General features: G+C 69.1%; 21 protein-coding genes. 8 read left to right on the forward strand and 13 right to left on the reverse strand.

Annotated elements, in window-relative coordinates; translation table 11 throughout:
• The 4 genes from HQK15_RS04250 to HQK15_RS04270 form a co-directional block, all read right to left on the reverse strand.
• Nucleotides 1-879, reverse strand: a complete 879-nt coding sequence (locus HQK15_RS04250; protein ID WP_173490156.1) for an oxygenase MpaB family protein — start codon at nucleotides 877-879, stop codon at nucleotides 1-3.
• Between the two features lie 33 nt (nucleotides 880-912).
• A complete protein-coding gene (locus HQK15_RS18430; RefSeq protein ID WP_254450668.1) occupies nucleotides 913-3567 on the reverse strand; it encodes an ABC transporter ATP-binding protein/permease in 2655 nt (884 codons plus the stop codon).
• Between the two features lies 1 nt (nucleotide 3568).
• Nucleotides 3569-4657 carry an ABC transporter permease gene (locus HQK15_RS04265; protein WP_173490157.1) on the reverse strand — a complete coding sequence of 363 codons (1089 nt, stop codon included), beginning with the start codon at nucleotides 4655-4657 and terminating at the stop codon, nucleotides 3569-3571.
• A gap of 62 nt (nucleotides 4658-4719) precedes the next feature.
• Nucleotides 4720-6357: an ABC transporter substrate-binding protein gene (locus HQK15_RS04270; protein WP_173490158.1), complete on the reverse strand. Its 1638-nt coding sequence runs from the start codon at nucleotides 6355-6357 to the stop codon at nucleotides 4720-4722.
• A 479-nt stretch (nucleotides 6358-6836) separates the two neighbouring features.
• On the opposite strand from HQK15_RS04270, the gene HQK15_RS04275 reads away from it, so the two are divergent.
• From HQK15_RS04275 to HQK15_RS04295, 5 genes are read left to right on the forward strand one after another with little or no spacing between them, the layout of a single operon-like run.
• The gene (locus tag HQK15_RS04275) at nucleotides 6837-8429 is read left to right on the forward strand and encodes a sensor histidine kinase (RefSeq protein WP_173490159.1); all 1593 of its coding nucleotides are present in this window, start codon (nucleotides 6837-6839) and stop codon (nucleotides 8427-8429) included.
• A complete protein-coding gene (locus tag HQK15_RS04280) occupies nucleotides 8426-9085 on the forward strand; it encodes a response regulator (protein WP_173490160.1) in 660 nt (219 codons plus the stop codon). The genes HQK15_RS04275 and HQK15_RS04280 overlap by 4 nt, the downstream gene beginning before the upstream one ends.
• A 55-nt stretch (nucleotides 9086-9140) precedes the next feature.
• Complete coding sequence (gene glyA, locus HQK15_RS04285; RefSeq protein WP_173490161.1) at nucleotides 9141-10418, forward strand: serine hydroxymethyltransferase; 1278 nt, start codon at nucleotides 9141-9143, stop codon at nucleotides 10416-10418.
• The gene (locus HQK15_RS04290; RefSeq protein WP_173490162.1) at nucleotides 10415-11170 is read left to right on the forward strand and encodes an SURF1 family protein; all 756 of its coding nucleotides are present in this window, start codon (nucleotides 10415-10417) and stop codon (nucleotides 11168-11170) included. The genes glyA and HQK15_RS04290 overlap by 4 nt, the downstream gene beginning before the upstream one ends.
• A gap of 4 nt (nucleotides 11171-11174) precedes the next feature.
• Entirely contained in the window at nucleotides 11175-11507 is a 333-nt protein-coding gene (locus tag HQK15_RS04295; RefSeq protein WP_173490163.1) for a DUF3817 domain-containing protein, read from the forward strand.
• 187 nt (nucleotides 11508-11694) lie between these two features.
• Here the strand turns inward: HQK15_RS04295 and HQK15_RS04300 are convergent, their stop codons facing one another.
• Together HQK15_RS04300 and HQK15_RS04305 are read right to left on the reverse strand one after the other, a co-directional pair.
• The gene (locus HQK15_RS04300) at nucleotides 11695-12471 is read right to left on the reverse strand and encodes an enoyl-CoA hydratase/isomerase family protein (RefSeq protein WP_173490164.1); all 777 of its coding nucleotides are present in this window, start codon (nucleotides 12469-12471) and stop codon (nucleotides 11695-11697) included.
• A complete protein-coding gene (locus HQK15_RS04305; protein WP_173490165.1) occupies nucleotides 12471-12608 on the reverse strand; it encodes a hypothetical protein in 138 nt (45 codons plus the stop codon). The genes HQK15_RS04300 and HQK15_RS04305 overlap by 1 nt, the downstream gene beginning before the upstream one ends.
• Before the next feature lie 108 nt (nucleotides 12609-12716).
• Between HQK15_RS04305 and HQK15_RS04310 the strand changes: the two genes are divergently transcribed.
• Both HQK15_RS04310 and HQK15_RS04315 read left to right on the forward strand, forming a co-directional pair.
• Nucleotides 12717-13247: a peptidylprolyl isomerase gene (locus HQK15_RS04310; RefSeq protein ID WP_173490166.1), complete on the forward strand. Its 531-nt coding sequence runs from the start codon at nucleotides 12717-12719 to the stop codon at nucleotides 13245-13247.
• A 3-nt stretch (nucleotides 13248-13250) separates the two neighbouring features.
• Entirely contained in the window at nucleotides 13251-14087 is an 837-nt protein-coding gene (locus HQK15_RS04315; protein WP_173490167.1) for a rhomboid family intramembrane serine protease, read from the forward strand.
• A gap of 103 nt (nucleotides 14088-14190) precedes the next feature.
• Here the strand turns inward: HQK15_RS04315 and HQK15_RS04320 are convergent, their stop codons facing one another.
• Complete coding sequence (locus tag HQK15_RS04320) at nucleotides 14191-14436, reverse strand: cell division protein CrgA (protein WP_173490168.1); 246 nt, start codon at nucleotides 14434-14436, stop codon at nucleotides 14191-14193.
• A 90-nt stretch (nucleotides 14437-14526) separates the two neighbouring features.
• Between HQK15_RS04320 and HQK15_RS04325 the strand changes: the two genes are divergently transcribed.
• The gene (locus tag HQK15_RS04325; RefSeq protein ID WP_173490169.1) at nucleotides 14527-15258 is read left to right on the forward strand and encodes a DUF881 domain-containing protein; all 732 of its coding nucleotides are present in this window, start codon (nucleotides 14527-14529) and stop codon (nucleotides 15256-15258) included.
• Here the strand turns inward: HQK15_RS04325 and pknB are convergent.
• From pknB to HQK15_RS04355, 6 genes are read right to left on the reverse strand one after another with little or no spacing between them, the layout of a single operon-like run.
• Nucleotides 15255-17039 carry a Stk1 family PASTA domain-containing Ser/Thr kinase gene (pknB, locus tag HQK15_RS04330; RefSeq protein WP_173490170.1) on the reverse strand — a complete coding sequence of 595 codons (1785 nt, stop codon included), beginning with the start codon at nucleotides 17037-17039 and terminating at the stop codon, nucleotides 15255-15257. The two genes, HQK15_RS04325 and pknB, sit on opposite strands and share 4 nt — an antisense overlap.
• Before the next feature lie 52 nt (nucleotides 17040-17091).
• Nucleotides 17092-18567 carry a peptidoglycan D,D-transpeptidase FtsI family protein gene (locus HQK15_RS04335; RefSeq protein WP_173490171.1) on the reverse strand — a complete coding sequence of 492 codons (1476 nt, stop codon included), beginning with the start codon at nucleotides 18565-18567 and terminating at the stop codon, nucleotides 17092-17094.
• Nucleotides 18564-19937 (reverse strand): FtsW/RodA/SpoVE family cell cycle protein, encoded by a 1374-nt coding sequence (locus HQK15_RS04340; protein ID WP_173490172.1) that lies wholly within the window; start codon nucleotides 19935-19937, stop codon nucleotides 18564-18566. The genes HQK15_RS04335 and HQK15_RS04340 overlap by 4 nt, the downstream gene beginning before the upstream one ends.
• Nucleotides 19934-21223 carry a PP2C family protein-serine/threonine phosphatase gene (locus tag HQK15_RS04345; RefSeq protein WP_173490173.1) on the reverse strand — a complete coding sequence of 430 codons (1290 nt, stop codon included), beginning with the start codon at nucleotides 21221-21223 and terminating at the stop codon, nucleotides 19934-19936. The genes HQK15_RS04340 and HQK15_RS04345 overlap by 4 nt, the downstream gene beginning before the upstream one ends.
• Before the next feature lie 3 nt (nucleotides 21224-21226).
• Nucleotides 21227-21694 carry an FHA domain-containing protein FhaB/FipA gene (locus HQK15_RS04350; RefSeq protein ID WP_173490174.1) on the reverse strand — a complete coding sequence of 156 codons (468 nt, stop codon included), beginning with the start codon at nucleotides 21692-21694 and terminating at the stop codon, nucleotides 21227-21229.
• Nucleotides 21694-22413 (reverse strand): FHA domain-containing protein, encoded by a 720-nt coding sequence (locus HQK15_RS04355; protein ID WP_173490175.1) that lies wholly within the window; start codon nucleotides 22411-22413, stop codon nucleotides 21694-21696. Before HQK15_RS04355 ends, HQK15_RS04350 begins: the two co-directional genes overlap by 1 nt.
• Between the last annotated feature and the right edge of the window lie 107 nt (nucleotides 22414-22520).

Consider the following 22520-nt stretch of genomic DNA (forward strand, 5'->3'; position numbering starts at 1 on the left):
CTAGCTGATGGTCGAGGCCTCGGCCGTCGGTGCTCCGGGCCCGATGGCCCAGCGGATCGCGCTGGTGACCGCGATGCCGCTCGCCCGCACCGCGGTCGACTCGACCACGGGCAGGTAGGGCAGACGCAGCGGGATCCGCGTCCAGCCCGGCATCATCGCCACGGCGGCGGCCGACAGCAGGCTGTAGGGGCCGCGGAACACCCACGGCACCGGCGGGTGGACCAGGATGAAGCGGGCCGTCCGACGAGCCGCGGGGGTGCCGCGCAGCTCGGGTCGGTAGGCCGCCATGACCTCGTCGAGCTCCGCCACGGTCTCGGGCACGTCGGTCGCGCCGAGCCCGCGCGCGACATGGGCGGTCTCGGCGACGTACGCGTCGCGGCCGGCGGCGTCGAGCGGCCGGGCGCCGTAGCGGTCGTGGGCACGCAGGAAGCTGTCGATCTCGGCGACGTGGACCCAGCGGATCAGGTGCGGGTCGGACGCCCGGTAGGCGCGACCGTCCGGGGCGATGCCGGCGATGCGGTCGTGGACCGAGCGGACGATCGCGATGGCCCGGTCGGAGTCCTCGATCGTGCCGAACGTGGTCTCGGCGAGGAAGGTGCTGGTGCGCTGCAGCCGTCCCCACGGGTCTCCGCGATAGCCCGAGTGCGCGTCGACCGCCGCCATCGCCAGCGGGTGCAACGACTGCAGCAGCAGGGCGCGCATGCCGCCGACGAACATCGACGCGTCACCGTGCACCTGCTGGATGGCCGAGTCCGGCCCGAAGCGACGCGGACCCACGGAGAAGTGGATCCGGTCGCGCCGGGCCGGCCCCTCGTCACCGGCGATCCGTTCGAAGATCGTGTCGCCCACGCGCTGACGGACAGAATTGAACGGGTTCACCTTCCCAGTGTGCGGCAATCCCGTCCGTCGCGCTCAGCTGATGTCGGTCAGCAGTCGTCCGCGCTCGGCTCGGCGCCTGGCCTGCTCGTCCGGGTCGGGCACGGGGACCGCCGCGATGAGGCGCCTGGTGTAGTCCTCCTGCGGGTGGCCCAGCACCTGGTCACGCGGGCCGATCTCGACGAGCTTGCCGTGCTGCATCACCGCGACCCGGTTGGCGAGCGTGTCGACGACCGCCAGGTCGTGGCTGATGAACAGGCAGGCGAACTGCAGGCGCTGCTGCAGCTCGGTGAACAGCTCGAGCACCCGCGCCTGCACCGACACGTCGAGGGCCGAGGTCGGCTCGTCGGCGATCAGCAGGTCCGGGTCGAGCGACAGGGCCCGAGCGAGGCTGACCCGCTGGCGCTGGCCACCCGAGAGCTCGTGCGGGAACCGCTCGGCGTACGCACCGCCCAGCTCGACGCTCTCGAGCAGCGACCGCACCTTCGCGTCGATCTCGGCCTGGGTCATCTCGGTCTGGACGTGCAGCGGCTCGGCGATGCACTGCCCGATCGACATGCGCGGGTTGAGCGACGACGCCGGGTCCTGGAACACGAAGCCGAACCGCGACCGCAGCGGGCGCAGCTGGCGGTCGGAGAGGCCGGAGATCTGGTTGCCCGACACGTGGATCGTGCCGCTGGTCGGCTGCTGGAGCCCGACCGTGGTGCGCCCGATCGTCGACTTGCCCGATCCGGACTCGCCGACCAGGCCGAGCACCTCGCCCTTGCGAACCTCCAGCGACACGTGGTCGACGGCGCGGAACGCCGGCTGTCCGAAGCGTCCGGGGAACTCCACGACGAGGTCGTCGACCTTCAGCACCAGCTCGTTGTCGTCGACCAGACCGGGTCCGTCCGCCTGGCCGAGGTGGGGGACGGCGTCGAGCAGGGCGCGGGTGTAGGGGTGCTTCGGCGCCGCGAACAGCTGCCGTGACGGGGCCTGCTCGACGATCGTGCCGCGATACATCACGACGACCCGGTCGGCCATGTCCGCGACCACGCCCATGTTGTGCGTGATGAGCACGATCGCCGTGCCGAGCCGGTCGCGCAGCGACAGGAGCAGCTCGAGGATCGCGGCCTGCACCGTGACGTCGAGGGCCGTCGTCGGCTCGTCGGCGATGATCACGTCGGGATCGCAGGCGATCGCCATCGCGATGACGACGCGCTGCTTCTGGCCGCCCGAGAGCTGGTGCGGGTAGTAGTCGACGCGCTCGGCCGGATCGGGCATGCCGACGAGCTCGAGCAGCTCGACCGCGCGGGCCCGGGCGGCCTTCTTGGAGATCTTCTGGTGGGCCTGCAGGCCCTCGATGATCTGCCAGCCGACGGTGTAGACGGGGTTGAGCGCGGTGGCGGGCTCCTGGAACACCATCGAGACCTGGTCGCCGCGGATGGGCCGCAGCTCGCCGGTGCGCATGCCGAGCAGCTCGCGGGTGCCGAGACGGGCGGACCCGGTGACCTCGGCGCTCGACGGGAGCAGCCCGAGGACGGCGCGCGAGCTGACCGACTTGCCCGAGCCCGACTCGCCGACGACCGCGACGACCTCGCCGGGGGCGACGTCGAAGCTGATGCCGTTGACGGCCTTGACCTGGCCGGCGTCGGTGCGGAACGTCACCGCGAGATCGGTCAACGACAGGGCCGCGACCTTCTTCTCCGCGTCAAGCCCGGGCCCGGGGGCACCGGCCGCCTCGAGCGACGACGCGTCCGTGCCCTCCAGCTCGGCGAACTCCTGCTCGATCTCGGCCTGGTCGGCCTCGCTGGTGTCGGCGCCACGGGTGCGCAGCAGCGGGTTGAGGATGTCGTTGAGGCTCTCGCCGACGAGCGTCGCGCCCAGCACGATCAGCACGATCGCGAGGCCCGGGAAGACACCGGTCCACCAGATGCCGGACGACGCGTCGGGCAGGGCCTTGTTGAGGTCGTAGCCCCACTCGGCGGCGGCCGACGGCTCGATGCCGAAGCCGAGGAAGCCCAGACCGGCCAGGGTGAGGATCGCCTCGGAGGCGTTGAGCGTGCCGATGACCGGCAGCGACGACGACACGTTGGAGAAGATGTGCTTGCGCAGGATGCGGGGCGTGCGGACGCCGACGACCTTGGCCGCGTCGACGTAGGGCTCGGCCTTGACCGACAGCGTCGCGTTGCGGATCACGCGGTAGTACTGCGGCACGAACACAACGGTGATCGACAGGGCCGCGGCGAGGATGCCGCCGACCGCTCCGCTGTTGCCGCCGGACACCACGATCGAGACGACGATCGCGAGCAGCAGCGACGGGAACGCGTAGAGGGCGTCCATGATCAGCACGAGGATGCGGTCGAGCCAGCCGCCGAGGTAGCCGGAGACGAGGCCGAGCGGCACGCCGATCAGGCCAGACAGCACGACGGCCAGCACGATGACCTCGACCGCGGTGCGGGCGCCGTAGATGACGCGGGACAGCACGTCGGTGCCGCCCACGGTCGTGCCGAACCAGTGGTCGGCCGACGGGCCCTGCTGGGTGCCGAAGACGACGCCACCGGCGCGGTCGGCGTTGAAGTCGTACGGCGCTAGCCACGGCGCGAAGATCGCCACGAACACGAACAGGCCGACCAGGCCGAAGCCCAGCAGCAGCATGAAGCGCTGCAGCCCGTGGGACTGCGTGACGACGGAGGGGATCAGGCGGCGCATCTCAGAACCTCACTCGGGGGTCGACGAACGCGACGATGACGTCGATGAAGAAGCTCACGGCGCCGACGATCAGCGCGATGAGGGTGACGATGCCCTGCACCGCCAGGAAGTCACGCTTGATGAGGTACTCGGACAGCTGGTAGCCCAGGCCCTTCCACTCGAACGTGGTCTCAGTGAGGATCGCTCCACCGAGCAGCAGCGCGATCTGCAGGCCCATGACGGTGACCACCGGCACGAGGGCGTTGCGGAAGGCGTGCTTGTTCATGACCCGGCGCTCGGAGATGCCGCGTGCGCGGGCTGCGGTGACGTAGTCCATCCGCAGCGTCTGGAGCAGGTTGACCCGGACGAGGCGCAGGAAGACGCCGCCGGTCAGCAGGCCGAGGGCGATCGCCGGCAGCATCGCGTGCTGCAGGACGTCCCAGATGATCGACGGCTCGCCCCACAGGAAGGCGTCGACGATCATGATGTTGGTCTTCGGGTGGACGTCCTGCAGGATCAGCTCGTTGGAGATGCTCGCGCGTCCTGACGAGGGCCAGCCGAACGGCGTGAACGCCAGCTTGAGCAGCAGGCCCACGAAGAACACGGGCGCCGCGTAGACGAGGATCGAGAACAGCCGCAGCAGGACGTCCGGCACGCGGTCGCGGTAGCGGGCCGCGATGCGGCCCAGCGGGATGCCGATCGCGAACGCGACCAGCAGCGACCAGAACGCGAGCTCGAGGGTCGCCGCGCCGTTCTGGACGAGGATGTCCGAGACCTTGCGGTTGTCGGTCAGCGTGGTGCCGAAGTCACCACGGAACAGCCCGGAGATGTACTCCCAGTACTGCGTGAGGATGGGCCGGTCGAGGCCGGCCTCGGCCTTGCGCTCGGCGATCTGCTCGGCGGTCAGGCGACCGCCGAGGGCAGCCTGGATCGGGTCGCCGATGACGCGCATCAGCAGGAACACCATCGTGACGAGCACCCAGACCATGGGCAGCAGCAGCGCGAGGCGGACGAGCAGGTAGCGGGCGAGTGGACTGAGCCTGCCGCGGCGCGGCCCGGACGGCTCGGAGCCGCTGGGTTCGAGCGGGGCGAGGACTTCGGCGGTGGCCATGGTTCTCCTTCGACATGCGGAAGAGGGGCGGACCCGACGCGGGTCCGCCCCTCTTCACGGGGTCACTTCGACAGCGAGGTGAAGCGGAACTTGAAGGAGGCGTCGAGGGTGTCCTCGAGCCCCTTCACGGCGTCCACGCCGACCGCGACCTGCGAGCCGGTCAGCAGCGGCAGGTAGGGCACCTCGGACGCGATGCGGTCCTGGATCTGCTTCAGCGTGGCCTCGCGGGACGCCTTGTCACCGTCGGTGCGCTCGGCATCGAGGAGCTTGCTCATCGTGGGGTCCGCGAACTCCGTCGCCTCGTCGTTGTAGTGCGAGTTGGTGAAGTTGCCGTTCTTCTTCTTCTCGGTGTCGTACGGCGACAGGAACGGCGACAGGTAGTTGTCGGCGTCCGGGAAGTCGGGGAACCAGCCGAGCTGGAACACCGGGTAGGCGTCGGCGTTGTACTCCTCGGAGTACGTCACCCACTCCGTCGACTGCAGGTCGATCTTGAACAGGCCGCTGGCCTCGAGCTGACGCTTGACCGCGTTGTACTCCTGGTCCGAGCTCGAGCCGTAGTGGTCGGGGTTGTACTGCAGCTTGATCGTGACGGGGGTCTTGACGCCCGCGTCGTCGAGGAGCTTCTGGGCGGCGTCCTTGTCGGGCGCGTCGCCGTAGGCCTCCTTGAACGACTCGGTCGCGCCGGCCTGGCCGTCCGGGACCATCGAGTACGCCGGCGTGAAGGTGTCCTTGTAGACCTGCGTCGCGAGCTCGGAACGGTCGATCGACGAGGCCATGGCCTGGCGGATGGCCAGCTTCTGCGCCTTGTCGTCACCGGGCATCGTCTTGAGGTTGAAGGTGATGTAGCGCAGCTCGCCGCCGGCGCCGGTCACGACCTTGATGCCGTCGGACTTCTCCAGGTCGGCGATGTCCGTCGGGGTGAGCGAGCGGAACGCGACGTCGATGTCCTGGTTCTTGATGTCGAGCTTGAGGTTCTCGGGCTTGGCGTAGTACTTCATCGTGACCGTGTCGGTCTTGGCCTTGCCGTAGGTGCCGTCGTAGTCCGGGTTGGCCTTGAACTCGGCCAGCTGGTTCTTGGAGTACTTGGCGATCGTGTAGGGACCCGAGAAGCCGTTGGCCTCGACCGCGGCGTCGTCGTCGAGCACCTTGTCGGCGGGGTAGGTGTCCTCGTCGACGATCGGACCGGCCGACGTCACGAGGATCTGCGGGAACGTCTGGTCGTTCGGCGCGTTGAGCGTGAACGTGACGGTCGTGTCGTCGGTCGCCTCGACGCTCTTCATGGCGCCGAGCAGCGACGAGGGGCCGCTCGGGTCGGCGATGTCGACGATGCGCTTGAACGAGAAGGCGACGTCGGAGGCGGTCAGGTCGTTGCCGTTGGCGAACTTCAGGCCCGGCTTCATGGTGCACACGTACGTCGTCGGGGTGTCGAAGTCACAGCTCTCGGCGGCGTCGGGCGTCGGCTCGACACTTCCGGCCGGGAAGTTGAGGAGGTACTGGTAGACCTGCGTCTGGACGTTGAGCGAGCCGTTGTCGTACGAGCCCGCAGGATCGATCGAGACGACCTTGTCCGTGGTGCCGACGATGATGCCGCCACCACCGGCGGAGTCGTCGCTGCTCTTGCCCGAGCCGCACGCGGCCAAGGCGACACCGGCGACTGCGGTGGCCGCGATGATCGCGGTTCCCCGACGGATGTTTCTCATTGCTCTCCTCTGTGTCGAGCCGTCGCCGGACGGGCGAACGGCGGGATGTCCACATGATGGGACCGAGCCTTTTCGGCACGCTACACGCGGCGGCGGGGGCTGCGGCCGTCTCGAAGATTGCAGTTTGGTGACGGCGGCAACCAATTCTCGAACGACCCGGGAACGGCGAAGACCCCCGTCGCGCGGTGCGCGGCCGGGGGCCGTGAGCTGGATTCGCCGTCAGTTGCGACCAGTTCGAATCTGGGTCGTGATGGGAGGCGTGCCGGGAGAGGCGCTGGCCCATCGAGTGGTCCGGCGGGGGGAGACCCGCTGATGGACCCAGGCAGGGAGAGCCTGTTCGACCAGATTTCTTCACGTCCCATGATGCCGTGCTGCTCCACATCTCGGCAGGGACCTAGGTCACGGACTTGGTCGCCGAAGGTCGCAAAGCCGGGACGTGGCGTGTCAGCGTCCGTACGCTGTCGGTGAGGGAGTGTGTGATGGCCGGGAGTGCAAAAGTCGCGGCAGAGCGTCTCCGCAGCGTCCTCGACGCGGTGGCGACGATGTCGTCGGACCTGTCGTTGGAGGGCCTGCTCGAGCGGATCCTCCGCCAGGCAGGTGGGCTCGTCGACGCCGAGAGCGGCTTCCTCGACGTGCTCGACCGTCGCTCGGACCGCCGGATCGGCACCTTCGCGGCCTACGGCATCGACGGCGTCGTCGACAACGAGCACCCCGGGCGCCAGCTGCTCGTCGACCTGCTCGAGCAGCCCGACCCGCGGGTCGAGCGGGGCCCGGCCGGCAAGAAGGACCGCACCGCGTTCATCGGCGTCCCGATCCGCATCCACGACTACTTGTTCGGCAACCTCTACCTGATCGGCAAGCGCTCGAGCCACGGCTTCAGCCAGGAGGACGAGGAGATCACCCTCGCGCTGGCGTCGGCCGCCGGGGTGGTCATCGAGAACGCCCGCCTCTATGAGGAGGGCGAGCGGCAGCGCATGTGGCTGGAGGCCGGAGCCGAGATCACGACGGCGTTGCTGTCGCACCTGTCGCGATCGACGGCGCTGCAGCTCGTCGCCGACCGCACCCGCGACGTCGCCGCCGCCGACTTCGTGGCCCTGCTCATGCCGCGCGACGAGAAGACCTTGGTCGTCGAGGCGGTGGCAGGGGTCGCGGCCGACGGTGTCCTCGGCGAGACGATCGACTCCCAGCACAGCGTCGCCGGTGACGCCGCGCGGCAGCGCGAGACGATCGTCGTCCCCGACACCGATCTCGAGCCCCGCTATGCAGCCCACAAGACACGGTCGTGGCCCGATCTGGGGTCGTTGATGGTGCTGCCCCTGCGCAGTGGCGACGACACCGGCGCACTGATCGTGGGCTGGTTCAGGGGCAACCACACCGACCGGTGGGAGCTCGATCCCGTGGTCCCGCAACGGTTCGCCGACCAGGCCGCGCTGGTGCTGCAGGTGGCCCGGGCGCAGGAGGACCAGGCCCGCCTGGCGGTCTTCGAGGACCGCGACCGCATCGGGCGGGACCTGCACGACCTGGTGATCCAGCGGTTGTTCGGCATCGGCCTGATGCTCGACAACACGACGAAGCTCATCTCGTCGACCGCGGCCGTCGACCGCCTGTCGTCGGCGATCGACGACATCGACGAGACCATCAAGGACATCCGCCGCACGATCTTCGCCCTGAGCTCGGCACCGGGGTCGAGCGACCTGCGGGCCGAGCTCGACCACGTGCTGCACCACTCGTCCAAGCTGCTCGGCTTCAAGCCCGAGCTACGGCTCACCGGGCCCGTCGACAGCGTCGTCACCGACGACGTCCGCGAGCACCTGCTGGCCGTCCTCGGCGAGGCGATGTCCAACATCGTCCGGCATGCCGGGGCATCCGCTGTCTGGGTCGGTCTCGACGTCGCGGACGCGATTGACCTCTCCGTCAGGGACGATGGGGGTGGACTGGGTGACGGCGCCGCCGGCAACGGTCTGCGCAACATCAGGGAACGGGCCATGCTGCTGGGTGGTCGCTGCGAGGTGAGCAGCGAGCCGGGCAGCGGGACCACGATCACCTGGACCGTACCGAGGAAGGCATCATGACCGACGCACCCATCCGGCTGTTCCTGCTCGACGACCACGAGGTCGTGCGGCGGGGACTCAAGGACCTGCTCGAGCAGGAGGCCGACATCGAGGTGGTCGGCGAGTCCGGCCTCGCCCAGGACGCCGCTGAGCGCATCCCCACGATCAAGCCCGACGTCGCCGTGCTCGACGCCCGCCTGCCCGACGGCTCGGGCATCGAGGTGTGTCGCGAGGTGCGGTCTGCCGATCCCGAGATCGCCGTCATCATCCTCACGTCCTACGACGACGACGACGCACTCTTCGCGGCGATCATGGCCGGTGCCGCCGGCTACGTCCTCAAGCAGGTGCGCGGCACCGACCTCGTCGACGCCGTGCGTCGCGTGGCCTCCGGGCAGTCGCTGCTCGATCCCGCGGTGACCCAGCGGGTGCTGACCCGCATCCGCGAGGGACAGCCCACCGAGGACCCGCTCGCGGCGCTGACCAAGCAGGAGCGGCGCATCCTCACCCTCATCGGTGAGGGGCTCACCAACCGGCAGATCGCGGCCGAGATGTTCCTGGCCGAGAAGACGGTCAAGAACTACGTCACCCAGCTGTTGTCGAAGCTCGGTCTCGAGCGGCGCACCCAGGCTGCGGTGCTCGTGACGCGCCAGGCCGGCCTGCAGGGTCGCGACCACTAGCCGCAGAACGGATCCGGGCGGGCACGCACGCGGCACGGCCCGTTACTCTGGGGGCATGGCTCACAACGATCACCTCGCCGACTTCGACCCCGACATCGCAGCACTTCTCGACGCCGAGCTGCACCGTCAGCAGTCGACGCTCGAGATGATCGCGTCGGAGAACTTCGCACCCGTCGCGGCGCTCGAGGCGCAGGGCAGCGTACTGACCAACAAGTACGCCGAGGGCTACCCCGGCAAGCGCTACTACGGTGGCTGCGAGTTCGTCGACCAGGTCGAGACGATCGCGATCGACCGCCTCAAGCAGCTGTTCGACGCCGGCTACGCCAACGTCCAGCCGCACTCCGGTGCCTCGGCCAACGCCGCGGCGCTGCACGCGATCGCGACCAAGGGCGACACGATCCTGGGTCTCGACCTCGCCAACGGCGGTCACCTGACGCACGGCATGAAGCTCAACTTCTCCGGCAAGCTCTACAACCCGATTGCCTACCACGTGGTGCCCGAGACGGGCCTGGTCGACATGGACGAGGTCCGGTCGCTGGCGCACGAGCACCGGCCCCAGGTCATCATCGCCGGCTGGTCGGCCTACCCGCGCCACCTCGACTTCGCGCTGTTCCGCGAGATCGCCGACGAGGTCGGCGCCAAGCTGTGGGTCGACATGGCGCACTTCGCCGGTCTCGTCGCTGCTGGCCTGCACCCCAGCCCCCTCCCCCACGCCCACATCGTCACGACCACGACGCACAAGACCCTCGGTGGTCCGCGCGGCGGCGTCATCCTCACCAACGACGAGGAGGTCGCCAAGAAGATGCGGTCGGCGGTCTTCCCCGGCCAGCAGGGCGGACCCCTCGAGCACGTCATCGCGGCCAAGGCCGTCGCGTTCAAGATGGCGCTCGAGCCGGAGTTCAAGGAGCGTCAGGAGCGCACGATCCAGGGTGCTCGCATCCTGGCCGATCGACTGCTCGCCGACGACATGACGGCTGCCGGCGTCAAGGTGCTGAGCGGTGGCACCGACGTCCACCTCGTGCTGGTCGACCTGCGTGACTCCGAGCTCGACGGCCAGCAGGCCGAGGACCGTCTCCACGAGGCCGGCATCACGGTCAACCGCAACGCCGTCCCCAACGACCCGCGTCCGCCGATGGTGACCTCGGGCCTGCGCATCGGCACGCCGGCGCTCGCGACCCGCGGCTTCGGCGCCGAGGAGTTCACCGAGGTCGCCGACATCATCGCCGCTGCCCTCCAGCCCGGCGAGGTCGACCTCGAGGGGCTCCGCAAGCGGGTGACGGTCCTGACCGAACGCTTCCCGCTCTACCCGGACATCGTGCCGTTCACGGCGTGACCAGCGACTCCTCGATCCGCTCCTGGTTCACACCGGGCCTGATCGGGCTGCACGTGCTCGGCGTCGTGGCGCTGGTGTTCTGCGTCGCGATGGGACTGTGGCAGGCGGGCGTCTACGACTCCCGCCAGGAGCACGAGCAGGCCGACAAGCGGACCGTCCCCACGGTGCCGCTCGACGGGCTGTGGGCTCCCGACGAGCCGTTCACGGGCGAGCTCAACCTGCGTCCTGTCACGGTCGACGGCACCTTCGCCCCGGCCGACGAGCAGGTCTGGGTCACCGGCAAGGACCAGGACGACCGCACGGGCGCCTGGCTGCTCGCGCCGTTGCTGGTCGACGGCGAGCAGGGGGCCCTCATGGTCGTCCGCGGATGGGCGCCCGAGGCGACCGCGCCGACCGAGCTGCCCGCCGTGCCCCGCGGACCCGTCACGATCGGCGCCGTCCTCGTGCCGGGCGAGGGCAGCGACGCCCGGTTCGACCCCGACGCCCGCACGATCGGTTCGGTCCGCATCCCCGCGCTGCTCAACGAGTCGCCCTACGACCTCTACGCCGGTTTCGCGATCAGCACCGACGAGGCGAGCAGCGGCGGTCTCGAGCTCGTCCCGCCGCCGGTGGCCGGCGACGTGTCGTGGACCGTGGGCCTGCGCAACCTGGCCTACGCGTTCCAGTGGTGGGTCTTCGGCCTCTTCGCGGCCTTCATGTGGTGGCGCATGGTGACCGAGACCCGGGCCGCTACCCGGGCGAAGGTAGCCTGACGTCGTGAGTGGACTGGCCAAGGCATATCGAGTCGTCGCCTACGTGGTGGGCATCAACCTGATCTTCGTGATCGGGGCCTGGATCGCGCAGCTGAGCACCGACGACTCGTCGTGGTGGAACCGCAACTCCGACCTGATCGGGATCATCGACATGATCCACGGCTACCTGTTCATGGCGCTGCTCGTCCTCATCGCGATCCTGTCGCGCCGCCACCACTGGAAGCCGGCCTTCGTCATCACGACGATGCTGTTCGCCACGGTTCCGTTCGTGAGCTTCTGGGCCGAGCACCGCGCCACCGCGGCGATCCGCGCCGACGAGGCCACGGCTGCCGCCTGAGTCGGTTTACCACGGTCCCTACGCAGTTGTCCGTGGGCAGACGCGTCCGCCCGAGGCAAAGCAGACTGCCCGAGGCAAACCTCGTCGTCCCGAGGTGAATCTCCTCCGGGCGGACGACGTTCTCCTCGGGCGGACTGTCCGCCCCATGCAGTTTTCGTAGGGACCGTGGTAAACCGACCCCACTGGCTCAGCGACCCGTGAAGGTTGCCTGGCCGGGTCCGTCGGTGAGGAACGACTCCATGCCGTGCTGGAGGTCGTCGGTCGTGAACAGCTCGGCCGCGATGCGGGTCGTGTGGGCGTTGGCCTCGGGCACGCCGCCGGCCTCGAAGTGCCGCAGGATCTGCTTGGCCGCACCGAACGCCCGGGTCGGACCGACGGCGATCTGGCGGACGACGTCGAGCACGGCGTCGTCGAATCCCTCGACCGGCAGCACCCGGTTGACGACGTTCCACCGCTCGAGCGTCGCGGCATCGTAGATCTCGCCGCTGAACACGAACTCCTTGGCCCGCCCGACGCCGGCGCGCGCAGCGAGGCGCTGCGTGCCGCCCATCGTCGGCGTGAGCCCGATGACCCGCTCGACGAGGCCGAACTTGGCCTTCTCGGACGCCAGGATGATGTCGCACGCGACGGCGACCTCGAAGGCCCACGTCAGCGTGAGGGCGTGCGCGGCGAAGAACGTCGGCACGTCGAGCGCCTCGACGCGGTTGGGCAGCTCGAGCATGCGGTCGTAGAGCACCTGCGTGTCGGCCTGCGTCTTCTGCGCGTGGAACTGCGAGACGTCGACGCCGCCGGAGACGATCTTGCCCTCCGCCCGGACGAGCAGGGCCCGTGGCAGGTCGGCCTCGACCTCGTCGAGGGCGCGATCGAGCTCGGCGTGCAGCTCGAGCGAGTAGAGGTTGACGGGCGGTGCGCTGAACGTCAGGACCGCGATGCCCTCGGGCGTCCGCTCGACCGTGACGCCCATCAGATCGAGCCCGAGCCGGTCGGGTCGTAGCTGCCGCCCTGGTCGGCGACGGCGTTGCGGTAGGCCAGCACGGCACCCACCGCGGCGGCCAGGATCAGGAGCGTGCGGAACGGGCGACGCCCGGAGGTCTTCGACATGGCGCCCACGATAGCCAGCGGATCGGTGCGCGTCGCCCCAGCCCGCCGCGTCTGTGGAGTTGGCCATTCGTGAAATGATGGGGTCAGCACACCGAAAGGAATTCCCCTGTGGCTTCGCAGCTCATCGCGACCTTCACGACCAACCACGGCAACATCGTCGTGGAGCTCTTCCCCGACCACGCACCCGAGACGGTGAACAACTTCGTCGGCCTCGCCGAGGGCACGAAGGAGTTCCTCGACCCCGAGACCCGCCAGCCCACCACAAAGCCGTTCTACGACGGGCTGGTCTTCCACCGCATCATCAAGGACTTCATGCTGCAGGGCGGCGACCCGCTCGGCACCGGCACGGGTGGCCCCGGCTACACGTTCAAGGACGAGTTCCACCCCGACCTGCAGTTCGATCGCCCCTACCTGCTCGCGATGGCCAACGCCGGACCGGGCACCAACGGCTCGCAGTTCTTCATCACGCTCGTCCCGACGGCCTGGCTCAACCGCAAGCACACGATCTTCGGTGAGGTCGCCGACGACGTCAGCCGCGCCGTGGTCGACAAGATCGGGCAGGTCTCGACCGACCGGTTCGACAAGCCGGCCGAGCCCGTCGTGATCGAGAAGCTGACGATCTCGCGCAAAGACGGCTAGCTCGTGAACCTCCCGGCGGAGGACTATCGCTGCTACCGGCACCCGGACCGGGAGGCCTACATCTCCTGCCAGCGCTGTGAGCGGCTGATCTGTCCGGAGTGCATGCGAGAGGCCGCCGTCGGCTTCCAGTGCCCGAGCTGCATCACCGAGGGCGCCAAGACGATCCGGCAGCCCAAGAACCTGGCCGGCGGGGCCATCTCAGGCCGCGCCGGCTCGGTCTCCTTGGTGCTGATCGGCATCAACGTCGCGGCCTACGTGCTGCAGATCGCGACGGGCGATCGACAGAGCGACATCTTCCAGCAGGGCGCCCTGCAGGGCTATGTCGTCGCGCTCGACGGTGACTACTGGCGGTTGCTGACCTCGGCGTTCCTGCACGCCAGCGTGCTGCACCTGTTGTTCAACATGTACGCGCTCTACCTGTTCGGCCCGTTCGTCGAGCGTGCGATCGGGTCGGCGCGGTTCACCGCGGCCTACCTGACCGCAGCGATCGTCGGCTCGGCCTTCGTCTATCTGCTGACCGACCCGGCGACCGTGACGATCGGTGCCTCGGGGGCGGTCTTCGGCCTGTTCGGCATGGCGCTCATGCTGCTGCTCAAGGCCAAGCAGGACGTCACGACGCTGCTGGTCCTGCTGGCGATCAACGCGTTCATCAGCGTCGCCGGCAGCAACATCAGCTGGCAGGGACATCTCGGCGGCTTCGTCGCAGGGGTCGTCGTCGGTGCCGCGATCGCCTACGCCCCGCGCGACCGCAAGCAGCTGGTCCAGGGTGTGACGTTCGCCGGCCTGTGGATCGCGGCGATCGTCGCGATCGTGCTGCGGTCGTCCACCCTCACCGGCTAGGACGCATGGGGGTGAATCACACCCGTGTGACTATCAACAACTGTGCACACAGATGTGGATAACTACACCCGTGTGATTCACCCGATCGTGGCCTGTCGCCGCGTCACTCCCACTTCATGGCGAAGCCGAACGCCGCCACGATGAAGCCCATGCCGACGACGAGGTTCCAGTTGCCGAGGTCGGCGTACCAGTCGAGGAACGACGGGTAGTCGATGTCCTGGCCGTTGAGCACGTAGTAGACCACGATCCAGATCAGGCCGATGATCGCCGAGGTCACCATCGCAGGCCCCGCCCAGCGGTTGCCGATCTTCTGGGGCTTGGGGCCCTTGGGGGTCTTGTCTCTCGCCACGTCGTGCTCCGGTGGGTTGCTGCGGCACGAGCCGCATCGGTAGGTGGTCTCGGATAGCCTAGTCGGCGTCAGACCAGGGAGGAATGCGGCATGGCCAAGCACGGAACCCACGCGCGCCAGCAGTCGCCTGTCGTCGTGCTCGGGATCTTCGTCCTGACCGGCTTCCTGTTCGTCTCGGCATCGGTGAGTGCCGACGGCACCGACCTGCGTCCGGCCGGCGGTGACATCGCGTCGTTGCTGAAGGAACGGTCCGAGCGCATCGACGAGCGCCGGGTCGACGCCCAGGAGCTGCGGTCCGAGATCGACGAGCTGTCGTCCAGCGTGTCCGGCGTCGACCTCGACAAGCTGCGCGACCGGGTCACCGCACTGGAGCCGGCGACGGGGCTGACCCCGGTCCAGGGTCCCGGAGTGCGAGTCACCCTGACCGACGCGCCCGATGCCGGTGACCTGCCGGGCGTCGACCCCAACCTGCAGGTGGTGCACCAGCAGGACATCCAGGCCTACGTCAACGCCCTGTGGGCCGGTGGCGCCGAGGCCATCTCGCTGCAGGGTCAGCGGCTCATGGCGACGACGGGCATCCGCTGCGTCGGCAACGTCGTGATCCTCGACGGCGTGCCCTACTCGCCGCCCTACGTCATCGAGGCGATCGGTGACCAGAGCGGCATGAACAGTGCGATGTCGACGTCGCCCGACACCGCGAGCTATGCGACGTACGCCCAGACCTACGGCGTGGGCCTGCAGATCGAGCAGCTCGCCGACGTCACCGTCAAGGCCTACGCCAACCCCGTGGCGCTGTCACACGCCACGGTGCCGAGCTCCTAGGCGCCGCCGTCGAGCAGGCCGCCGTCGGCGTCCGTGCCCGCGTCGGCGTCGCCGCCATCGGTGTTGCCACCGTCGGCGTCACCCGGGTTGGTCGACACCGTCAGGCGGATCGACGTGCCCGGGGCGACCTTGGTGCCCTCGGCGATCGACTGTGCCGTGACCTGGTTCTCGGGGGAGGTCGACGCGGGATCCTCGGTGACCTCGTACTTCAGGCCGAGGTCGTCGAGGGTGCTCTTGGCGTCCTCGACGTCCATGCCGACGAGGTTGGGCACGTCGACCTGGCCCTTCGACACGATCAGCGTGACGGTCGATCCGACGTCGACGGCCGTGTTGGCCGGCGGGTTGCTGTTGAGGACCGTGTCCTTGGCCTCCGAGCTGTCCTGGGTCTGCTTCTTGACCTTCAGCCCCTGGTCCTCCAGCAGCTGCTTGGCGTCGGAGTAGGAGTAGTTGCTCAGCTCGGGGATCGTCACCTGGTCGGGTCCGGAGCTGACGATCAGGTTGACCGTGGAGCCCTCGTCGACCTGCGTGCCGGCCGACGGGTCGGTCTCGATGACGTCACCCTCGTCGACCTCGGCACTGGTCTGCTGGGTCTGCTCGCCGACGACGAAGCCGGCGTTGGTGAGCACCTGGGTCGCGCTGTCGACGCTACGCCCGCTGACGTCGGTGACCGCCTTCTGCACGACGGCCTTCTCGTTGCTGTCGAACGCGCCCGTCAGCCAGAGGACACCGAGGATCGCGGCGATGATGACGCCCACGAGGGCCGCGACGGCCCACCACATGCCGGTGCGGTCCTCCTCTTCCTCCGGGTCGGGCTCGGCCCGGCGTGCTCCCCCCGAGACCGGGGCAGCGGCGACGGCCGGCGACACCGCGGTCGCGCCCGGGACCACGGCGGTGGCCGCCGTGGGGGCGTCGACGTGGTGTCCGGCGAGCACCCGGTCGATGTCCTTGCGCATGTCGGCCGCGCTGGAGTAGCGGTCGTCGACGCGCTTGGCGAGGGACTTGGCGACGATGTTGTCGACGGCCTGGCTGACGTCGGGGTTGAGCTGCGACGGAGGACGGGCCTCCTCGCGCACGTGCTGGTAGGCCACCGAGACGGGGCTGTCGCCGATGAAGGGCGGACGACCGGTCAGCAGCTCGTAGAGCAGGCAGCCGGTGGAGTAGATGTCGCTGCGCGCGTCGACGGTCTCGCCGCGGGCCTGCTCGGGCGAGAGGTACTGCGCGGTGCCGATGACCGCCGCTGTCTGGGTCATGGCCGACGACGTGTCGGCGATCGCGCGGGCGATGCCGAAGTCCATGACCTTGACCTGGCCCGACGGCGTCAGCATGACGTTGGCCGGCTTGATGTCGCGGTGGATGATGCCGGAGCGGTGGCTGTAGTCGAGCGCGCTCAAGACGTCGGCCGTGATCGACAGGGCCCGCTCGGGCAGGATCTTGCGACCGTTCTCCGCGCCGCGCATGATGTCGCGCAGGGTCTGCCCCTCGACATACTCCATGACGATGTAGGGGACGTGGCTGCCGTGCTTGTCGATCGACTCGCCGGTGTCGTAGACCGCGACGATCGACGGGTGGTTGAGCGCCGCCGAGGACTGGGCCTCGCGACGAAAGCGCGCCTGGAAGGTGTCGTCGGCCGACAGGTCTCCGCGCAGCTGCTTGACGGCCACGGTGCGGCCCAGGCGCAGGTCACGACCCACGCGCACGTCGGCCATGCCGCCGCGGCCGAGCAGCCCGCCCAGCTCGTAGCGGTCGCCCAGGCGGATCGTCTCGTCGCCGGATTCGGTCATGGTGTCAGTCTCCCAGAAGGTGTCGTGAGGGAATGTCGGTGCGGTGTGGCGGTCATTTTCCGAGGACCGCCTCCATGACCGACTTGGCAATGGGGCCGGCGAGGCGTCCACCGGCGATCTCGTCGCGAGCGGTGTCGCTCGACTCGACGAGCACGGCGACGGCGACCTCGTCGTCACCGTCCTTGGCATAGGACACGAACCACGCGTAGGGCGGACGGTCCGCGGTCGACTGGGCGGTGCCGGTCTTGGCGCCGACCTCGATGCCGGGGATCTGCGCGGACGTCGCGGTGCCCTGGGTGACGGTGCTGACCATCATGTCCTGCAGCTTGCGGGCGGTGCCGGAGCTGACCGCCTCGCTGAGGCGCTCGGGCTGGGTCTTGTCGAGCACGCGCAGGTTGGGTGCGCGGACGGTGTCGACGATGTAGGGCTTCATGACGTTGCCGTCGTTGGCGATGCCGCCGGCGACCATCGCCATCTGCAGCGGCGTCGCGGCGACCTCGAACTGGCCGATGCCGGACTGCGCCAGCTGCGGCTGCTCGAGCGGGGTCTCGCCGGAGGTGAAGCGGCTGGGGTTCATCGCCAGGCCGGTCAGGGGGTCGGTGCCGAAGCCGAACTTCGCCGCCTGGGCGGCGAGGTCGTCCTGCCCAATCTTGAGCGCGAGCCCGCCGAACGCGGTGTTGCACGAGACGTTGAGAGCCCGTTCGAAGGTGATCTTGTCGCCGCCGCAGTTGCCGCCGTTCTCGTTGGGCAGCGTGTAGGTGATGCCGCCGCCGAACGAGAGCCGGGCGCCGGCCTTGACCTGGTCGTCGAGGTCGTCGACGACACCGTTCTCGAGGGCTGCGGCCGCGGTGACGAGCTTGAACGTCGAGCCGGGTGGCAGCGTCTGCTGCGTCGACCGGTTGATCATCGGCTGGTCCTCGTCCGCGGTGAGCTCCTCGTAGGACTTCTGCACCTCGGCGAAGTCGTGGCTGGCCAGACGGTTGGGGTCGTACGTGGGCTGGTTGACCATCGCCAGGATCGCGCCGGTCTTGGGGTTGATCGCCGCGACCGCGCCCTTGGTGCCCTTGCCGAGGGCCTCGAGGCCGTCGGCGGCGGTCTTCTGCGCGAGCGGGTCGATCGTCATCTCGACGCTGCCGCCCTTGGGCTGCTTGTTGGAGACCAGGTCGACGACGCGGTTGACGAACAGGCGGTCGTCGCTGCCCGAGAGGACGCGGTTCTGGGAGTTCTCCAGGCCGCCGCGGCCGTAGATGTAGGAGAAGTAGCCGGTCAGCGGGGCGTACAGCCCGCCCTCGGGGTACTTGCGCTGGAACTTGTACTCGTCCTTGGACTTCACGCTCTCGGCGACGGGCTTGCCGTCGACGAGGATCGCCCCACGGTCGCGGGAGAACTCCTCGTTGATGACGCGCTTGTTGCCGTTCTTGGCGTTGAGGCTGTCGGCCTCGACGAACTGGACGTAGTTGATGTTGAGCAGCAGCGCCATGAACATGACGAGGCTGGCGATCGCGAGGTTGCGGATGGGCTTGTTCATGACAGCTTCACCACCTGGGTCTCCTCGTCGCTCTGGAAGGTGGAGATCTCGGGCGCGGGTCGCCGGGTCTGGTCGCTGATGCGCAGCAGGAGGCCGATGATCGCCCAGTTCATGACGACGGACGAGCCGCCCTGCGCGAGGAACGGCGTGGTGAGACCCGTCAGCGGGATCAGGCGGGTCACGCCGCCCACGACCACGAAGACCTGGATCGCGATCGAGAGGGCGAGGCCGGCGGCCAGCAGCTTGCCGAACGCGTCACGGCACGTCAGGGCGATGCGGAGGCCGCGTTCGACGATGAGTCCGTAGATCAGCAGGATCGCCATGAGCCCGGTCAGCCCGAGCTCCTCGCCCATCGACGCGGCGATGAAGTCGGAGAAGCCGAACGGCGTGAGGTTGGGGCTGCCCTGCCCGAGCCCCTGGCCGAGGATGCCGCCGTGGGCGAGCCCGAACAGCCCGTTGATGACCTGGAAGTTCTTGTCGGGGTCGGAGAACGGGTCGAGCCAGGCGTCGACGCGGACCTGGACGTGGGCGAACGCGAGGTAGCCCATGTAGGCGCCGGCGACGAACAGCAGGCCACCGACGACGAGCCAGCCGGGCCGCTCGGTGGCGATGTAGAGCAGCACGACGAACAGGCCGAAGAACAGCAGCGACGAGCCGAGGTCGCGCTGGAAGATGAGGATGCCGACGCTGATCAGCCAGCCGGCGAGGATGGGCCCGAGGTCGCGCCCACGCGGCAGGTCGATGCCGGCGAAGCGACGGCCCGCCAGGGCGAGGGCGTCTCGCTTGACCACGAGGTAGCCGGCGAAGAAGATCGCGAGACAGATCTTGGCGGCCTCGCCGGGCTGGAAGCTGAACGGGCCGAGGCCGATCCAGATGCGCGCACCGCGGATGTTGCGCCCGATGCCGGGCAGCAGCGGCAGCACCAGCAGCAGGATCGCGGCGAAGCCGAACGTGTAGGTCAGGGCCTGCAGGCGGCGGTGGTCACGCACCAGCAGCAGGACGATCGCGAAGGCCACGATGCCGAAGCCGGTCCACATCAGCTGGGAGTTGGCGAGCGCCTTCCAGTCGGGATTGACCTGCTCGTAGCCGAGGTCGATGCGATAGATCATGGCCAGGCCGAGCCCGTTGAGCGCGATCACCAGCGGCAGCAGCACGGGGTCGGCGTAGGGCGCGACGCGGCGAACCACCAGGTGGGTCGCGATCGCCACGACCACGAGGGCGCCGCCGAGCTTGTAGGTGTCGGCGGGGATGGTGCCCTCGACGCCGAGTCCCACCGACGCGTAGGCGGCGATGCCGATGAAGACCGCCAGGACGGTCAGGAAGAACTCCGCCCCTCGGCGCTTGCGGGGGACCCAGACGGGCGTCGTCATCGCAGCCACGCGACGTCGGCAGCCGTGGACTTCGCGGTGGTCCTGGTGGCGCGGGGCGTCGCCTTCTTGGTCGGGGTCGGCGTCGGGGTGGGTGTCGGCGTCGCGACGTCGAGGTCGGCGACCGTGCGCAGCGCGTCGATCTTGCTGGAGGCCTCGACCCCGTCCTCGATCTCCTGGCGCTGGAAGTCGCTGAGCGAGGTGAGCTGGATGCCGGTGGCCTCGTCGACGTGGCTCAGGGTCAGGCCGGGGATCTTGGCGTCGACGCCCTTGAACACGACGACCTCGCCGTCCTGAGCGCCGACGTAGTACTGGTCCTGCGACCAGCTGTAGGCGTAGCCGCCTGCAGCGGTCAGGATGCCGGCGACGACCAGCACGGCCGCGGTCCAGCGCAGCCACCGGCGGCGACCGGGCGGACGCGGTGCGTAGCGCAGCTCCTCGGGGTCGAAAGAGGGTGACGGATCGCTGCCGCTGGCGGCGGCACCCGTGCGGGGACGGGCCTGGCCGGCTGCCGCGCCGACCAGCTGCGGCTGGCCGTCGAACGACGAGAGGTGCTCGTCGGGGTCGGTGCCCTTCTCGACGAACTCCGCGATCACGACCGTGACGTTGTCGACGCCGCCGGCCTCCAGCGCGAGGCGGACGAGCTCGGTGGCCGCCATGTCGATCGTCTCGGCGGCGAGGGCCTGCTGGATGACGTCGTCGGTGACCATGTCGGTCAGGCCGTCGCTGCACAGCAGGTAGCGGTCGCCGAGCCGGGGCTGCAGCCAGCTCAGGTCGGCGCTGTTGTCGTCGCGGCCCAGCAGGGCCCGCAGCAGCAACGAGCGGTGCGGGTGGACGCGGGCCTCGGCCGGCGAGATCTTGCCCTCGTCGACGAGGCTCTGGACGAAGGTGTGGTCGGTGCTGATCTGGGCGAGCGTGCCCTCGCGGAGCCGGTAGGCCCGGGAGTCGCCGAGGTGGGCGACGGCGAACTTCTCGCCGTCCCACAGCATGACCTCGAGCGTCGTGCCCATGCCCTCGACCGAGGGGTCCTTGCGGATGAGCTCGCCGAGGCGGGCGTTAGCGAGCTTGACCGACTGCTCGAGGGCGTCGAGGGCGTCGACGTCGAGGTCACGGTCGAGCTGGCGGATGATGTGCATCGCCTCGGACGACGCGAGGTCGCCGGCCGCCGCACCACCCATGCCGTCGGCGATGACCAGCAGGCGATCGCTCGCGTAGCCGGAGTCCTGGTTGGTCGAACGGCGCAGACCGGTGTCGGTGAGCGCGACGTAGCGATAGGTCAGGGCTGTCATGGCCTACTTCTGCAGCTCGACGATGGTCTTGCCGAGCCGCACCTGGATGCCGAGCCCGATCGGGATGGGGGTCGTGATGCGCTGGCTCCCGAGGTAGGTGCCGTTGGTCGACCCGAGGTCCTCGACGAACCACTGCTCGCCGTTGGTGGCGAAGCGGGCGTGGCGGGTCGAGACGTAGTCGTCGTCGAGCCGGATCGCGGCGTCGGTGCCACGGCCCAGCAGGATCGGCTTGTCGCTGAGCGGCACGCTCTGGCCGGTGTTGGGCCCCGACACGACCTGCAGCTTGGTCGGGACGCCGCGCGGTGCCTTGCGGGTCTTGGTCGACGGGGCCTTCTGCTTGGCCGGTCGCGGCGTCGACGGCGCCTTGGTGCCGAAGATGTCGGAGCGGATGACCGAGACCGCCGACAGGACGAACAGCCACAGCACGGCGAGGAAGCCGAGCTTGATCAGGGTCAGGGTGAGCTCGGACATCAGGTGGCCTCGATCGTGCGGATGACGATGACGGTGTTGCCGAGCCGGATCTCCGAGCCGTTGCTGACGACGCCTGTCGCGACCTTGTGGCCGTTGAGGACGACCCCGTTGGTCGAGTCGAGGTCGACGACCGTGACCGTGGTCTCGGCACCGCTCTGGTGGATCTTGATCTGCGCGTGGCGCCGCGAGATGCCGGGATCGTCGATCTTGAGGTCGGCCTCGTTGCCGCGACCGATCACGACACCGGGCGCGTCGAGGGGGTGGCGCATGCCGTTGACCTCGAGGATGACGTTGGACGAGCGCACCGCCGTCTCGGTCATCCGCTGCCCCGCGACCGGGGTCACCGCGGCGTTGGTGCGGCTGCGCACGCGGAAGCGTCCGGTGCTGAGCTCCCCGGTCTTCTTGAACGAGATCTCGAGCGGGCCGGCCATCGTGTAACGCTGCTCGACGACGTGCTCCTTGACCAGCGTCGCGAGCTCGTCGGACAGCGTGCTGCTGAACGGGTTGAGCCGATCGAAGTCGGGCGGTGACAGCTCGACCGTGAAGTCGTTGGGCACCAGCATCCGCTCGCGCGACAGGATGTGGGCCGAGTTGTCGACCTCGCGCTGCAGGGCAGCCGCGATCTCGACAGGCTGCACGGCGCTGCGGAATGCGCGCGCGAAGGCACCTGTGACGGCGCCCTCGAGCCGTTGCTCGAACCGCTGCAGCACCCCCGCCATCAGCCTTCACCTCTTCTTTGCGTCGTGGTGTTCCCAGTGATCGTATCGGGAGAGGCGAGAGATGCGACTTTCCGCAGGGGCAACCACGGGGATTGGCACCCCTGAAG

It is taken from the genome of Aeromicrobium stalagmiti (assembly GCF_013283745.1).
Taxonomy (GTDB): Bacteria; Actinomycetota; Actinomycetes; order Propionibacteriales; family Nocardioidaceae; genus Aeromicrobium; species Aeromicrobium stalagmiti.